The organism is Stenotrophomonas maltophilia (genome assembly GCF_002799245.1).
Taxonomy (GTDB): Bacteria; Pseudomonadota; Gammaproteobacteria; order Xanthomonadales; family Xanthomonadaceae; genus Stenotrophomonas; species Stenotrophomonas maltophilia_S.
Genome location: NZ_NEQV01000009.1, coordinates 21,515 through 35,163, shown reverse-complemented (window position 1 = coordinate 35,163; position 13,649 = coordinate 21,515). Strand labels below are relative to the sequence as shown.

Below are 13,649 nucleotides of genomic sequence, written 5' to 3'. Positions count from 1 at the left end.
ATTGCTGTGGCTTGAAGGCCTCGGCGGGTGCAGGGCGCAGCCCTGCCGAGCCCACCCCTTTCATGAAACATGTTTCATCTGCGGCACAGCCTTGTTTTAGCTGGCAGCGCCGATACTTGCGGGCCTGCGCTGCCCGCGGTGGGCAGTGCATTGCTGGAGAGCCGCATGCTCGGGTTGGTCAGGACCGCGCTCAACAAGCCTTACACCTTCGTGGTGATGGCCATTTTCATCTGCATCGTCGGTCCGCTCAGCGCGCTGCGCACCCCCACGGATGTGTTTCCCGATATCGGCATCCCGGTCATTGCCGTGGTCTGGCAGTACACCGGTCTGTCTCCGGACGCGATGGCCGGGCGGGTAATCTCGCCGTACGAGCGTGCGCTCAGCACCACCGTCAACGACATCGCGCATATCGAATCTCAGTCGCTGGCCGGCATGGGCGTGGTCAAGGTGTTCTTCCAGCCGGGCGTGGATATCCGCACCGCCAACGCGCAGATCACCGCGATCTCGCAGACCATGGTCAAGCAGATGCCAGCCGGCATGACGCCGCCACTGATCCTCAACTACAGCGCTTCGACCGTACCGGTGCTGCAGATGGCGTTCTCCAGCCCGACGCTGGGGGAATCGCAGATCCGCGACCTTGCACAGAACACGGTCCGCCCGCCACTGACGTCGATCCCGGGCCTGGCCATTCCCGCCCCCTACGGCGGCAAGCAGCGCCAGATCACCCTCGACCTGGACCCGCAGGCAATGGCAGCCAAGGGGCTGTCCGCGCAGGACGTGGGCAACGCGCTGGCCGCGCAGAACCAGATCACCCCGGTGGGTACCGCCAAGCTGGGCAGCAATGAATTCACCGTGCTGCTCAACAACAGCCCCAGCGAGATCGAAGCGCTGAATGACCTGCCGATCCGCACCGTCAACGGTGCGGTGGTCACGATCGGCCAGGTCGCCCATGTGCGCGACGGCTCGCCGCCGCAGACCAACATCGTGCGCGTCAATGGCGGTCATTCGGTGCTGATGGCTGCCTTGAAGAATGGCGATGCCTCCACCCTGACGCTGGTCAGCCGCATCCGCGCGATGCTGCCGCAGATCGGCGAATCGCTGCCGCCATCGCTGAAGATCTCGTTGCTGGGCGATGCCTCGACCTTCGTGCGCGAGTCGATCAGCAGCGTCGCCCGCGAGGGCGTCATTGCCGCGTTGCTCACCAGCGTGATGATCCTGGTATTCCTTGGCAGCTGGCGCTCGACCGTGATCATCGCGGCCTCGATCCCGCTGGCGGTGCTCTCGGCCATTGCGTTGCTGTCGGCCGCCGGGCAGACCCTCAACGTGATGACGCTGGGTGGCCTGGCGCTGGCGGTGGGCATCCTGGTCGACGATGCCACGGTGACCATCGAGAACGTCAACTGGCATCTGGAGCAGGGCAAGGGCGTGCGCGAGGCGATCCTCGATGGCGCGGCACAGATTGTCGGCCCGGCATTCGTGTCGCTGCTGTGCATCTGCATCGTGTTCGTGCCCATGTTCCTGCTCGATGGCATCGCCGGGTACCTGTTCCGGCCCATGGCGCTGGCGGTCATCTTCGCCATGGCCAGCTCGTTCGTGCTCTCGCGCACCCTGGTACCGACCATGGCGCTGTACCTGCTGCGTCCGCACCGGGTGGAAGGCGGGGTCGGCCATCATCCCGAGGACGCCTTCCTCAACCATCACGACGGCGACCATCCGCAGCCGCGTCGTGCACGCCTGACGGCCACGCTGGTGCGCTGGCAGCAGCGCTTCGAAGCCGGTTTCTCCGCAACCCGCGACCGTTACCACGCACTGCTGGGCCTGGCGCTGGCCAACCGCCGGCGCTTCCTGATCGGCTTCATGGCCTGCGTGCTGGTGTCCTTCGCGCTGCTGCCGACGCTGGGCCAGGATTTCTTCCCGGCTACCGAAGCCAGCGCGTTGTCGCTGCATGTGCGCCTGCCGTTGGGCACGCGCATCGAGGAGACTGCGGCTGCGTTCGACCGCATCGAAGCACGCATCCGCCAGGAGCTCCCGCCCAGCGAGATCGATGCCATCGTCGACAACCTCGGCCTGCCGATGACCGGCATCAACATGGCCTATAGCGCCAGCGGCACCATCGGTCCGCAAGACGGCGACATCCAGGTCTCGCTGAAACCGGGTCATGGCGATGCGGCCGAGTACGAGAAGCGTCTGCGCGAAGTGCTGCCAGCGACCTTCCCGGGAACCAGCTTCGCCTTCCTGCCGGCAGACACCAGCAGCCAGATCCTCAACTTTGGTTCGCCGGCGCCGCTGGACGTGCGCATCGCCGGACCGGATGCCGCTGGCAATCGCGCCTATGCCCAGGAACTGCAGCGTCGCCTGCGCCACGTACCAGGCCTGGTCGACCTGCGCCTGCAGCAGCCCGATGGCTACCCGACCCTGAAGGTGGATGTCGATCGCCTGCGTGCCAATGGCCTGGGCATCACCGAACGCGATGTCACCAACAGCATGGTGGCGTCACTGGCCGGCAGCGGCCAGGTCGCACCGACCTTCTGGCTGAGCCCGAAGAACGGCATTTCCTACAGCGTGGTCGCGGCCACGCCGCAGTACCGCATGGACAGCCTAGCGGCGCTGCAGGCGCTGCCGGTGACCGGTAGCAGCGGTACGCCGCAGGTGCTGGGCGGCCTGGCTGACATCCAGCGTGGCTCCAGCTCGGCGGTGGTCACCCACTACAACGTGCAGCCCACGCTGGACCTGTATGCCAGCGTGCAGGGCCGTGACCTTGGTGCGGTGGCGGCCGACGTGCAGAAGGTCATCGATGGCATGGCCGGGCAACGGCCACGGGGTACCGAGGTTGGCCTGCATGGGCAGATCGATGCGCTGCATGTGGCGTTCACCGGCCTCGGCTACGGCCTGCTTGCAGCGATCGTGCTGATCTACCTGCTGATCGTCATCAATTTCCAGTCCTGGACCGATCCCTTCGTGATCATCACCGCACTGCCGGCCGGCCTGGCGGGCGTGGTCTGGATGTTGTTCCTGACCCACACCACGCTGTCGGTGCCCGCGTTGACCGGCGCCATCCTGTGCATGGGCGTGGCCACGGCCAATTCGATCCTGGTGGTCAGCTTCTGCCGAGAGCGCCTGGCCGAGCACGGTGACGCGGCCAAGGCCGCGCTTGAAGCAGGATTCACCCGTTTCCGCCCGGTCTGCATGACAGCGCTGGCGATGATCCTGGGCATGCTGCCGACCGCATTGTCCACCGAACAGAACGCGCCCCTGGGCCGCGCGGTGATCGGCGGCCTGTTGCTGGCGACCTGCGCCACGTTGTTGTTCGTTCCGGTGGTGTTCGCATTGGCCCACTCCCGCAAAATCCGTACTGCTCCTGCCGGAGAACCCCTGCATGTCTGAGTCTTCGCTGCCGCAGCGCCCGCTGCGCCGTCCTTTGCTTCTGGCCGCTGCTGTTGCGCTCGTCCTGGTGGCGGGTGGTCTTGCTCTGCGTGCGCAGCAGGCACACGCCGTGGTCGAGTGGACCGAGCGCCAGGCGGTTCCGTCCGTGCAGGTGGTTGTCGCCGGTGGACACGGCGCTGCAGGAACAATGACCCTGCCGGCGCACCTGAGTGCCTGGACCGAGGCGCCGATCCATGCCCGCGTGGGCGGCTACCTGAAGTCGTGGAGCGCCGACATCGGCCAGGCGGTCAAGGCCGGGCAGGTGCTGGCGGTGATCGACAGTCCGGAACTGGACCAGCAGATCGCCCAGGCCCACGCCCATCTGCTGCAGGTACAGGCAGACGCAGCGCTGGCCAAGGTCAGCGCCGAGCGTTGGCAGGGCATGCTCGGCAGCCATTCGGTGTCGCGCCAGGAAGCCGACGAGAAGCAGGCCAATGCGGTGGCCGCACAGGCCAGCGTGGAAGCGGCGCAGGCCGACTATGCGCGGTTGCAGGAGCTCGGTCGCTACCGCACCCTGCGTGCACCGTTCGATGGCACCGTCACCTCGCGGCAGACCGATGTCGGCCAGCTGATCCGTGCCGACGACAGCGGTCGCGAGCTGTTCAACATCGCCGACACCCGCCGCCTGCGCCTGATGGTGCCGGTGCCGCAGAACAGCGCGGCCAGCATCCGTTCCGGGCTGCAGGCCACGCTGCAGGTGCCCGGCCAGGAAGGGCGCCATTTCACCGCCACGCTGCAGGGGGATTCCAGCGCGATCGATCGCAGCTCGGGCACCCTGCTGGCGCAGTTCGTGGTCGACAACGCCGATGGCGCACTGCTGCCTGGCAGCTACGCGGAGGTGACCCTGCCGTTGCAGGGCGGTGGCGCCGGTGTGAGCGTGCCGGCCGAGGTGCTGATCTTCCGTGCCAAGGGCACCCAGGTGGCGGTGGTCGACGCCCAGGACATCGTGCATCTGCGCGACATCCATATCGCCAGTGATCTGGGCAGTACCTTGCGGGTGGACCGGGGCCTGAAGGCTGGCGACCGGGTCATTCCCAATCCACCCGATGCCCTGCACGAAGGAGACCATGTGCGTGTGGTGGCCGCTGAGCAGGAGCCTGCGCATGCCCGCGGCTGATCGCGCCGTGGCGCTGGGGGTGGCGGTGCTGCTGGGTGGCTGCTCGCTGGCGCCGGCCTATCAGGTGCCGTCGGTGGCGATGCCGGCCGCCTACGAGCAGGTTGGGCCGGGGATGGCCGCCGCGCCGTTGCAGGAGGCGTGGTGGCAGGCCTTCCACGATCCGGTGCTGGACCAGCTGCAGCAACAGCTGGACCAGGCCAATCCGACGCTGGCACTGGCCGTGGCGCACTACGATGCCGCACGCGCCGCTGCGGGCGAAGTGGCGTCGGCACGCGCACCGCAGATCGGCTTCAGTACGGGCCCGCTGCGGCAGCGCCAGTCCGACGACAAGCCGCTGCGCAGCGCGACCCAGCCGGCCATCTATGACAGCAATACCGCTACGTTCTCGCTGTCGTTCGATCTTGACCTGTGGGGGCGGCTGCGCAATGCGGCGGCCGCCGGCAGGGCACGCGCCGATGCAAGTGGCGACGACCTGGCCGCCGCGCGGCTGAGCCTGTCGCAGCAGCTGGCCGGGCTCTATCTGCAGCTGAGGGGCGCCGAGGCGCAGCAGGTGATCCTGCGCGGGAGCATCGAGGACTACCAGCAGGCGCTGGTGCTGACCGAAGACCGATTCCGTGGCGAGATCGCTTCGGAGCTGGATGTGTCCCGTGCACGCCATCAGCTGGCGAGCGCACAGGCCGATCTGGATGCGCTCGACGCGCGCCACGACCTGCTGCGGCATGCCATTGCCGAACTGGTCGGTGCACCGGCCAGTGGATTCGCCCTGGCCACTGCAGGCCTGCCGGCGCTGCCGAAGGTGCCGGCCGACCTGCCCAGCAATCTGCTGCAGCGGCGGCCGGATATCGCGGCTGCCGAGCGTCGCGTGTTCGCCGCCAATGCCGGAATCGGTGTGGCGCGAGCAGCGTGGTTCCCGCAGCTCAGCCTGACCGGGTTGCTGGGTGGCCAGACCTCGGGTGGCAGCGCCCTGCTGGATGCCGGCAACCGCTATTGGGCGCTGGGTCCGTTGGCCGCATTGCCGGTCTTCGATGGCGGTCGCCGCAAGGCCGCCAAGGCCGAGGCCGAAGCCGAGTTCGACGCTGCGTCGGCGCAGTACCGGGCCACCGTGCTGGCCGCGATCCGCCAGGTCGAAGACCAGCTGACCCTGCTGCGCCAGCTCGATGCCCAGCGCGGCCACGAGCAGGAGGCCGTGCAGGCCGCGCGGCGGGCGGAGCAGATCGCGCATGACCGCTACACCGGTGGTGCGGTGAGCTATCTGGACGTGGTCAGCGCACAGACCGATGCCCGCCAGGCGCAGCTGGGCCTGCAGGACATCCAGAGCCGGCAGTTGCAGGCCAGTGCGGCGCTGATGGCGGCACTGGGTGGTGGCTGGTCGCGGTAGCGGCGGCAGGCGATCTCAGCCTGTGAGAGGGAGGGGCGGAACAATCGCCGCATCCTCCCGGACAAGAGAGCACAGGATGATCAGCTGGAATCGGAATGCCGTCGCCGCCTATGCGCCGGCCATGGTGGGCTGGTGCCTGGCGCTGGCCAGTGGCTTGCGCCTGGAACAATTGCGCGACGATCACCTTGCCCTGGCGATGCTGCCGGCGCTGCGCGCGGGCGTGGTGGTGTTGCTGGTGCTGACCTTGGCCTGCACGGTGCTGGCCAGCGTGCTGCTGTGGCGTGCGGGCCGGCCATCGCGCCGGACCATCGCAGGCTGACCTACAGCGCAGCGGCCTCCATCAGCACGAACCGGCAGGGCGCACGCTGGAAGGCATTGATCTGCGGCACCAGGCGCAGGAAGTGTTCGCTGGCGCAGTGGGCGTCGAGTGCGGCGCGGTCGGGCCACAGCTCGATGAAGATGAAGTGCCCGGGATCCTTCTGGTCAACGAACAGCTCATAGCTGATGCACAGTGGCTCGCGCTGCGTGCAGGCGACCAGCTCCCGATACAGCGGCTGGACGGTTGCCAGGGCCTCGGGATGGATGAAGTCTTCGGCGATCACCTTCAGCATGTCGAACTCGATGCAGGGAAGCATCCATGATATGCCGGAGGGGGCCGGCGTTCTGCCGGCACTTCACCGTCAACGCAGTACTTCGTCCGAGCTCACCAGATTCACATCGTGCATCTGGTTGAGGTAGGCCTCGTAGTAGCCCTTGTGCGAAGCACCGACGATGGCCAGCATGCGGCTGCCAGGGTGCTGGCCCAGCACATCGCGCATGTTGGCGACCATGCGCAGGTTGCGGGTTTCCCAGTAGCCGACATACATCCTGCCGAAGGCTTTGGGCGAAGGCTCGACGAGCGTCGCGCCGAAGTCGCTCTGGTAAGCGGTCATTGCCGCCGTGGGATCGTTGTACGCCCTGTACAGGGCCATGACGCCGCCGGGCTTGTCCAGGTCGGCCACCAGGCGTTCATCGGCGTCCATGCGTGCCTGGGTATGTGCGTTTTTCCAGGCACCGGTGATGGCCGCGCTGGCCGCCGCTTCATCCTCGGCGGGCGTGGGGGAATCGGCCGTGTGGTCGTCCACGGCCCACAGCCGCTCATGCCCGAGGCGGGCAGCGACTTCGGCGGCAATCAGGTTGGTTTCATTGCGGCGGACCAGGCCTTTGTCGAGGATTTCGACCAGGGCCGGGGTCAGTCCATCACCGTCTCTGCGCTCGGACGCGGGCAGGCGCAGCCACTGCACCTGCGCCGAACCACGTTCGCCGGCTGCCAGGAACAGTGCGGCGAGCCGACGACGCTGGGCGGGCGCTGGGTTGCTCGGCCAGGTCGCAAGCAGGCGCTCGGCCTGGGTGTTCGCCGCGACCACGTCCAGTCCGGTCGCCGCCTGTGCAGCCGTGGTGTCGAAGCAGTAGGTGGCCACGCTCTCCGCATAGCGTGCCGGGTAGCGACGCATGAAATCGCACTGGAGGCCGGACAGGTCTTCGGTGGCGATCAGCTCGGGCTTCCAGGCGACCAGTCGCTGCAGCAACGGTTCCAGCGAGGCGGGCTGGAAGGACTTGGGCAGGCCGGACAAGTGGGTGGTAGCCAGTACCAGCACTTCGTTCGGGCGCCCGGCAGGTGGGCCCTTCAGCTGATCGGGGCGGAAGGCGGGCCGATAGCTGGCGTCTGCGGCAAGCGCACCGGTGCTGCACAGGCTGAGGATGATGAGGCTGCCCAAGCGAGCGAACATACGATCTCCCTGTCAGTGAACGATCCTGCAGATCGCTGCATGCTCGCCATTTTCACGTCGTGGGGTATCTCCCGTTGGTCATGCAAACCTTTCCGGCCTGAGCTGCATCGATGCCCGCGGCAGGTGATCGCGACGTGAAGTGCCCCGCGATTGTCTATCGCATCCCGGCAGCGGTGCCGCAAATTGCGATGGGCGTCGCGGAATCCGGCTAAAGCCACCGATGGCATCGCCGATATTCCCTCTGGATCCCGCTCCAGTCGCCCGCTGCAGGACCCCAGGCTGCCCCCGATGGGCGGCCCGCGCTGTGTGTTCCGCCGCCCCCGGATGCAGACCGCACCCGCACCAGACGTTCTTGCCAGCCGCTCGAGGGGTGCCTGCGGGCACCTGCAGTCCCAAGCAACTGAAGTTGCCGCCGGGCATCCCGCCCGTCGGGTCGCAACCGCTTACCGGACACCGAGGATCAGACAATGCTCATTCCAGGCTTCACGGCGGGCGCGCAGGCGCCGGCCGAGCTGCATACCCGTTGGTCGCCGTGGCGTGCCCTGCTGGGCGCGCTGGCACCCCAGCACCGCGCCGGCGTCGAGGCGGTGGCCGATGGCCGCGCCGAGCTGGAGGCCCAGGTTGCGGCGCTGCACCGGGTCCAGGCGGTCATCGAGTTCGCCCTCGATGGCACCATCCTGCAGGCCAACGACAACTTCCTGCAGGCGATGGGCTACCGGCTGGAGGAGATCCAGGGAAAGCATCATTCCCTGTTCGTCGATCCCGAGCAGGCGCGTAGCGCCGAATACCGTGACTTCTGGGCGCGGTTGGGTCGTGGCGAATATGACGCTGGCCAGTACCGGCGTTTCGGCAAGGGCCAGCGCGAGATCTGGATCCAGGCCTCGTACAACCCGGTGCTGGACCGGCAGGGGCGTCCGTACAAGGTGGTCAAGTTCGCCACCGATATCACCGCGCAGAAGCTGCAGGCGGCCGATTCGGCCGGGCAGCTGGCCGCGATCGACAAGTCGCAGGCGGTGATCGAGTTCAGCATGGATGGCCGCATCCTGTCGGCCAACGACAACTTCCTGGCCGCCACCGGCTACAGCCTGGATGAAGTGCGTGGCCAGCACCATTCGCTGTTCGTCGAGGCCGAGTATCGCGGCAGTGCCGAGTATCGCCAGTTCTGGGAGAAGCTTGGCCGTGGCGAATACGATGCCGGCCAGTACCGGCGCCTGGGCAAGGGGGGGCGCGAGGTCTGGATCCAGGCTTCCTACAACCCGATCCTGGACCTCAACGGGAAGCCGTTCAAGGTCGTCAAGTACGCCACCGACATCACCGCGCAGGTGCATGAGAACCAGGCCATGCAACGTGCCGTGGCGCAGACCCGTGAAGTGGTGGCGGCCGCCAAGGAGGGCGACCTGACCCGGCGCGTGGCCACCGCCGACAAGAACGGGCCGATCGCGGAACTGTGCGAGGGCGTGAATTCGCTGGTCGAGGCGATGGCTGCGATCATCGGCCAGATCAAGTTCGCCGCCGACACCATTGCTGTTGGCGCAACCGAGATCGCGCAGGGCAACAGCGATCTGTCGCAGCGCACCGAGCAGCAGGCCGCGTCGCTGGAGGAGACCGCGGTGTCGATGAAGGGGCTGGCCGAGACCGTGCAGCGCACCGCGACCAACGCACGGCAGGCCAGCCAGCTGGCCGGTGGCGCCGCCGATGTCGCTGCACGCGGCGGCAACGTGGTGCACGAAGTGGTCGAGACCATGGCGGTGATCAATGCGTCCTCGCGGCGCATCGTCGACATCATCGGCGTGATCGACGGCATCGCCTTCCAGACCAACATCCTTGCGTTGAACGCGGCAGTGGAAGCGGCGCGAGCAGGTGAACACGGGCGTGGCTTCGCCGTGGTCGCCACCGAGATCCGCGAACTGTCGCAGCGCTCGGCCAGTGCTGCCAAGGAGATCAAGCAGCTGATCGATGCGTCGGTGGCCAATGTCGGCGCCGGCACCGCGCAGGTCGAGAGCGCCGGCCGCACCATGGACGAGATCGTGGTCAACGTGCGCCGGGTCAGCGACCTGATGTCCGAAATCAGCACGGCCGCGCAGCAGCAGAGCGACGACATCCAGCAGATGAACCATGCCGTCGATCTGATCGACCAGGGCACCCAGCAGAACGCCGCGCTGGTCGAGGAAGCCTCGGCCGCGGCGCGCAGCATGGAAGAGCAGTCAGCGCAGCTGCTGCAGACGGTGGCCAGCTTCCGGGTGCAGGGCGGGACGGGGCATCTGCACGGCGCGGCGGTGCTGCGCGCGGTCTAGGTCTGCTGGTCGGAGTGTTGCTCCCCGGCCGCGATGGCCGGGGCAGCATGCACGCAGTTGCGGCCGGCATGCTTGGCCCGGTACAGGGCCTGGTCGGCCCGGTCGACCAGGCCACGCGGGTCGGCCGGCTCATGCGCGGCCTGCCAGGCCACGCCGATGCTGATGGTCACGTGGGCCTCGGCGGCGGGCAGGGCGGCGGCTTCCACGGCAGCGCGCAGGCGCTCGCCGAGGCCCAGGGCGTGGGCGGCGTCGGGCGCGGGCAGGGCGGCGATGAACTCCTCGCCGCCGTAGCGCGCCAGCAGGTCATCGCCGCGTTGCAGGCAGCCATCGAGGATCGCGGCGACCGCCTGCAGTCGGCGATCGCCTTCCGGGTGCCCGTAGGTGTCATTGAGTCGCTTGAAGTGGTCGATGTCGATCATCAGCACCGCCAGCCCCAGGCCCTGGCGACGCGCGCGGCCATGCGCGCTGCCGAGCGATTCATCGAAATTGCGCCGGTTGCCCAGCCCGGTCAGCGGATCGCGCCGGGCCAACAGCGCCAGCTCATCGCGCTCGCGCTGGATCTGGACCTGGGTCAGCACGCTGCGCAGGGCATAGCCGAGCATGGCACCGATGAAACCCACGGCGGCCAGGGTCGGTTGCAGGCGTGCAACCAGCAGTGCCACCATCATCAGCAGCAACGGCAGCATCAGCGGCACGGCGGCATCGACGATGCGACGCAGGTTGCGCGGTACGACCACCGCCGATGGGCGATGCGTGCTGCCGGCCAGCACGGCCAGCAGCACGAACAGGCCGCTGATCAGCAGGTCTCCCCAGCCACCATCGGGTACCTGTGGCAGCCAGGTATTGATGGAGAACGCCAGCAGGAAGTACCCCAGCGCGTAGATCGCCAGCATGCGGAAGAAGTCGCGGCGGTCGGCATTGTCTTCGGCCAGGAAGCGGATCAGCGCGAAGCAGAACACCAGGCTGTTCTGCACGTTGCTCATCGTGTGCAGGCATTGCGTCCACAATGCGGTGTTCAGATGCGCCATGGCCCGCGTATGCACGAAGTACAGCAACCACAGCAGCGCGATGATCACCAGGTCCACCGCACGGATGAAGCGGTTGCCGCCGCCCGGGCTGGCAGCCACGTAGGTCAGTGGGATCCGGTAGAACACGTACAGGATCAGTGACGATGCGGTCATCTGCACAGGGGTGAGGCCGGCCACATTGCGATACAGCAGGGCCAGCAGGGCGAGCGAGAACAGGCCGACGGCCGCGCCAAGCGTTCGCCATTTGCAGGCCGCCTGGCTGTCGCGCGCGCGCCGCACGCAGGCCAGTGCGGCCAGAAGAGGGGCCGTGATCAGCATCAGGTAGGAGCCAACCGGGTCCTGCGGGCCGATCAAGGCAATGACAAGCGCGTGCGTGACCATGAAAAACAGTGCTGCACGCAACGTCATGCATTCCCCCGCCCCCGGATCCGGCTGCGATCACGATAGGCAGAAGTACGTGAGGCTGGCAAGAAAAGTGTGCGGCCGGTCTATTTAAAACCTTGCTGGGTGTCACATATGTGCTCGGTCACGCCTGGCCGCGAGAGGAAATGGACCAGGCGGCATCGGACGCCTGCAGCGGGCGCAGCCGCGCGGGCAGGGTGCCGGCAGGCGTGGGCAGGGCATGCCGGGGCATCCTTGCCAGTGCCGGCGCCCGGGCCCGGGAAATGCAAAAGGCCAGGTCATGGACCTGGCCTTTGATGCAGTGGTGCCGGTGAAAGGACTCGAACCTTCATGGGGTTACCCCCGGCTGATTTTGAGTCAGCTGCGTATACCATTCCGCCACACCGGCAGGCAGCGTGCGAGTGTAACCGAGGTCGGCAGGAGATGCATAGTAGGAGGGACTATCAGGGCGGTTCCTGTCGGCATTGGCCCCTTGGTAGCTATACTCACCGCGTGTAAATGCCTCCAGGAGCGGTAGCCGATGACAGTGTTGCAGGACCTGAGGGTGCTGGTGGTCGAGAACGACGAAATGAGTGCGGCCCTGCTGCAGATGCAGCTGGTGCATGCCGGCGCGACGGTGGTCGGGCTTGCAGCGAGTGTGTCCGAGGCCCTGCGGCTGCTGGAGCAGAGCGCGCCGGACGTGGCCCTGCTGGACTACCGGCTGGCCCGCAACGAGACCAGTGAGCCGGTGGCTGCAGCGCTTTCAGCGCGTGGCATTCCGTTCGTGCTGGCCACCGGGATGCTGGCCGAGCAGCTGCCGGCGCCGATGTTGGCCGGCCTGCTGCTGGTCAAGCCGTATCTGTCGGCCGATCTGTCACGGGCGCTGGCCCGTGCCGTTGGCCGCGCCAGCGTCAAGGCCTGAGCAGCTCACGGCGGACCGCCAGGAGTATGCTGCCGAGGCCTGAATGCTCAGGCCTACAAGGAGAGTGGCATGAAGAAGTGGATCAAGCGCATGGTTGCTGCGGGTGTCCTTTCGATGGCGGTCTTCGGTGGTACGGCGTCTGCCGCATGGTGCGGCCAGCCCTGTTTCCAGCTCTACAAGAGCTGCATCGCGCGCGGCGGCGAGGTTGAGCAATGCCTGCAGGAGCAAGCCTTCTGCGAAGAGGCGATGTGCGGCGGCAACCCCTGATCCAGAAACCCCGCCCAGGCGGGGTTTTTCAATGGCGCGTGGCGCTCATCCCGCTTCCTCGTACACGTAACGGATCTCCTCGCGGTCATCGAGGATGCGGTACTGGCGCGCCAGGTCATCCGGGTCGGGATTGAGCCAGGCGTCGAGGTGTTCCTTGCGGATCGGTACCACGCCGCGGTCATGCCCGGCAGCGGCGACGTCGCTGGGAGGTGCGTCGGTGATCGTGGCAAACGACAGCAGGCGGCCTTCCTGTCCTTCCCATTCCGCCCAGAGGCAGGCCAGCAGCAGGTCGCGGGGAGGATCGGGACGGAATTCGAGCACTACATCCTGTTCCTTTTCGTCGGTACCGAGGCTGCGGCCGGCGATGGCGTGGCGTGGCACGTGTTCGTAGAACGCCTGCACCACCACCACGCCGTGGCGCAGTCCGAACGCACCCCGCCAGTAACCTTCCAGGCTGTCGCGCCGCGCATTGTAGGTGCCGGGGTATAGCACGTCGTTGCGCGCAGGCTTGTCCGGCAGGCGGCACTGGTAGCGCATCGGCTTGATCACGCGCTGGCCGTTCTCGCTGACCATCACCGGCGCGTAAGTGCCGGGAAAAATGCGGTTGTCGCGCGGCAGCAACTGCACCCGGTGCAGGTCCTCCAGTCGGGTTTGTGCACGCTCGATGCGGTTGCCGGCCACGCGCAGGTCGTTGCGTGCCTTCTGCGTGGGCCGGGTGGCCAGCGTGGCATGGGCAATATCGCGTCGTTCGCGTTGCCGGGCCAGTTCGGCCTCCAGTGCCTGCTGCTCCTGCGCATGCCATTGCTGGATCCTGGCCAGGATGTCCCGTCCCTGTTCGGTACGCGCACCGGCGAATCCGTCATCCATCGCCTTCGGGGTCTTCGGCCGTTTCTTGCCCGGATCGTGTGCGTACAGTTCGGCGAACGCTTCCAGCGACAGGATGGCGCCGAACTCGCGTACCAGCTTGGCGTAATCAGCGCGGATCAGGGCGGAATAGCACATGGGGCGGTATGGGCCTGGGTCGCAGCGGCTGCGACGTGGATGCGGCAGGATAGCCCGACCCATCAGGA

General features: G+C 67.2%; 11 protein-coding genes and 1 tRNA gene. 7 read left to right on the top strand and 5 right to left on the bottom strand.

The window, feature by feature from the left end; translation table 11 throughout:
* The first annotated feature begins 165 nt into the window (after positions 1-165).
* The 4 genes from B9Y64_RS20700 (at position 166) to B9Y64_RS20685 (ending at position 6,237) form a co-directional block, all read left to right on the top strand.
* Complete coding sequence (locus B9Y64_RS20700) at positions 166-3,384, top strand: efflux RND transporter permease subunit (RefSeq protein WP_100442249.1); 3,219 nt, start codon at positions 166-168, stop codon at positions 3,382-3,384.
* Positions 3,377-4,540 carry an efflux RND transporter periplasmic adaptor subunit gene (locus B9Y64_RS20695; protein ID WP_100442248.1) on the top strand — a complete coding sequence of 388 codons (1,164 nt, stop codon included), beginning with the start codon at positions 3,377-3,379 and terminating at the stop codon, positions 4,538-4,540. Before B9Y64_RS20700 ends, B9Y64_RS20695 begins: the two co-directional genes overlap by 8 nt.
* Positions 4,527-5,918: an efflux transporter outer membrane subunit gene (locus B9Y64_RS20690; protein WP_100442247.1), complete on the top strand. Its 1,392-nt coding sequence runs from the start codon at positions 4,527-4,529 to the stop codon at positions 5,916-5,918. Before B9Y64_RS20695 ends, B9Y64_RS20690 begins: the two co-directional genes overlap by 14 nt.
* Before the next feature lie 76 nt (positions 5,919-5,994).
* Positions 5,995-6,237, top strand: a complete 243-nt coding sequence (locus B9Y64_RS20685; protein ID WP_100442246.1) for a hypothetical protein — start codon at positions 5,995-5,997, stop codon at positions 6,235-6,237.
* A gap of 1 nt (position 6,238) precedes the next feature.
* Here B9Y64_RS20685 and B9Y64_RS20680 read toward each other — a convergent pair whose 3' ends face one another.
* Together B9Y64_RS20680 and B9Y64_RS20675 are read right to left on the bottom strand one after the other, a co-directional pair.
* Positions 6,239-6,553, bottom strand: a complete 315-nt coding sequence (locus B9Y64_RS20680) for a putative quinol monooxygenase (protein ID WP_238379952.1) — start codon at positions 6,551-6,553, stop codon at positions 6,239-6,241.
* Between the two features lie 45 nt (positions 6,554-6,598).
* Positions 6,599-7,687, bottom strand: coding sequence for a DUF5694 domain-containing protein (locus tag B9Y64_RS20675; RefSeq protein ID WP_100442245.1), 1,089 nt, complete (start codon positions 7,685-7,687; stop codon positions 6,599-6,601).
* A gap of 467 nt (positions 7,688-8,154) precedes the next feature.
* On the opposite strand from B9Y64_RS20675, the gene B9Y64_RS20670 reads away from it, so the two are divergent.
* Entirely contained in the window at positions 8,155-9,981 is a 1,827-nt protein-coding gene (locus tag B9Y64_RS20670) for a methyl-accepting chemotaxis protein (RefSeq protein ID WP_100442244.1), read from the top strand.
* Here B9Y64_RS20670 and B9Y64_RS20665 read toward each other — a convergent pair.
* On the bottom strand, positions 9,978-11,417 hold the full coding sequence (locus tag B9Y64_RS20665; protein ID WP_100442243.1) for a GGDEF domain-containing protein: 1,440 nt from the start codon (positions 11,415-11,417) through the stop codon (positions 9,978-9,980). The two genes, B9Y64_RS20670 and B9Y64_RS20665, sit on opposite strands and share 4 nt — an antisense overlap.
* 296 nt (positions 11,418-11,713) lie before the next feature.
* A tRNA-Leu gene (locus B9Y64_RS20655) sits at positions 11,714-11,799 on the bottom strand.
* Between the two features lie 132 nt (positions 11,800-11,931).
* Between B9Y64_RS20655 and B9Y64_RS20650 the strand changes: the two genes are divergently transcribed.
* Positions 11,932-12,312 (top strand): response regulator, encoded by a 381-nt coding sequence (locus B9Y64_RS20650; RefSeq protein WP_100442242.1) that lies wholly within the window; start codon positions 11,932-11,934, stop codon positions 12,310-12,312.
* 69 nt (positions 12,313-12,381) lie between these two features.
* Positions 12,382-12,579, top strand: coding sequence for a hypothetical protein (locus tag B9Y64_RS20645; protein WP_010484956.1), 198 nt, complete (start codon positions 12,382-12,384; stop codon positions 12,577-12,579).
* Between the two features lie 45 nt (positions 12,580-12,624).
* Here the strand turns inward: B9Y64_RS20645 and B9Y64_RS20640 are convergent, their stop codons facing one another.
* A complete protein-coding gene (locus B9Y64_RS20640) occupies positions 12,625-13,581 on the bottom strand; it encodes an SOS response-associated peptidase family protein (RefSeq protein ID WP_100442241.1) in 957 nt (318 codons plus the stop codon).
* Positions 13,582-13,649: the final 68 nt, after the last annotated feature.

Bases quoted from the DNA above. Each gene is read 5' to 3' on its own strand.
- B9Y64_RS20645 (WP_010484956.1), top strand. From the start codon at position 12,382: ATGAAGAAGTGGATCAAGCGCATGGTTGCTGCGGGTGTCCTTTCGATG.
- B9Y64_RS20680 (WP_238379952.1), bottom strand. From the start codon at position 6,553: ATGCTTCCCTGCATCGAGTTCGACATGCTGAAGGTGATCGCCGAAGAC.
- B9Y64_RS20640 (WP_100442241.1), bottom strand. From the start codon at position 13,581: ATGTGCTATTCCGCCCTGATCCGCGCTGATTACGCCAAGCTGGTACGC.
- B9Y64_RS20695 (WP_100442248.1), top strand. From the start codon at position 3,377: ATGTCTGAGTCTTCGCTGCCGCAGCGCCCGCTGCGCCGTCCTTTGCTT.
- B9Y64_RS20675 (WP_100442245.1), bottom strand. From the start codon at position 7,687: ATGTTCGCTCGCTTGGGCAGCCTCATCATCCTCAGCCTGTGCAGCACC.
- B9Y64_RS20665 (WP_100442243.1), bottom strand. From the start codon at position 11,417: ATGACGTTGCGTGCAGCACTGTTTTTCATGGTCACGCACGCGCTTGTC.
- B9Y64_RS20700 (WP_100442249.1), top strand. From the start codon at position 166: ATGCTCGGGTTGGTCAGGACCGCGCTCAACAAGCCTTACACCTTCGTG.
- B9Y64_RS20685 (WP_100442246.1), top strand. From the start codon at position 5,995: ATGATCAGCTGGAATCGGAATGCCGTCGCCGCCTATGCGCCGGCCATG.
- B9Y64_RS20650 (WP_100442242.1), top strand. From the start codon at position 11,932: ATGACAGTGTTGCAGGACCTGAGGGTGCTGGTGGTCGAGAACGACGAA.
- B9Y64_RS20670 (WP_100442244.1), top strand. From the start codon at position 8,155: ATGCTCATTCCAGGCTTCACGGCGGGCGCGCAGGCGCCGGCCGAGCTG.
- B9Y64_RS20690 (WP_100442247.1), top strand. From the start codon at position 4,527: ATGCCCGCGGCTGATCGCGCCGTGGCGCTGGGGGTGGCGGTGCTGCTG.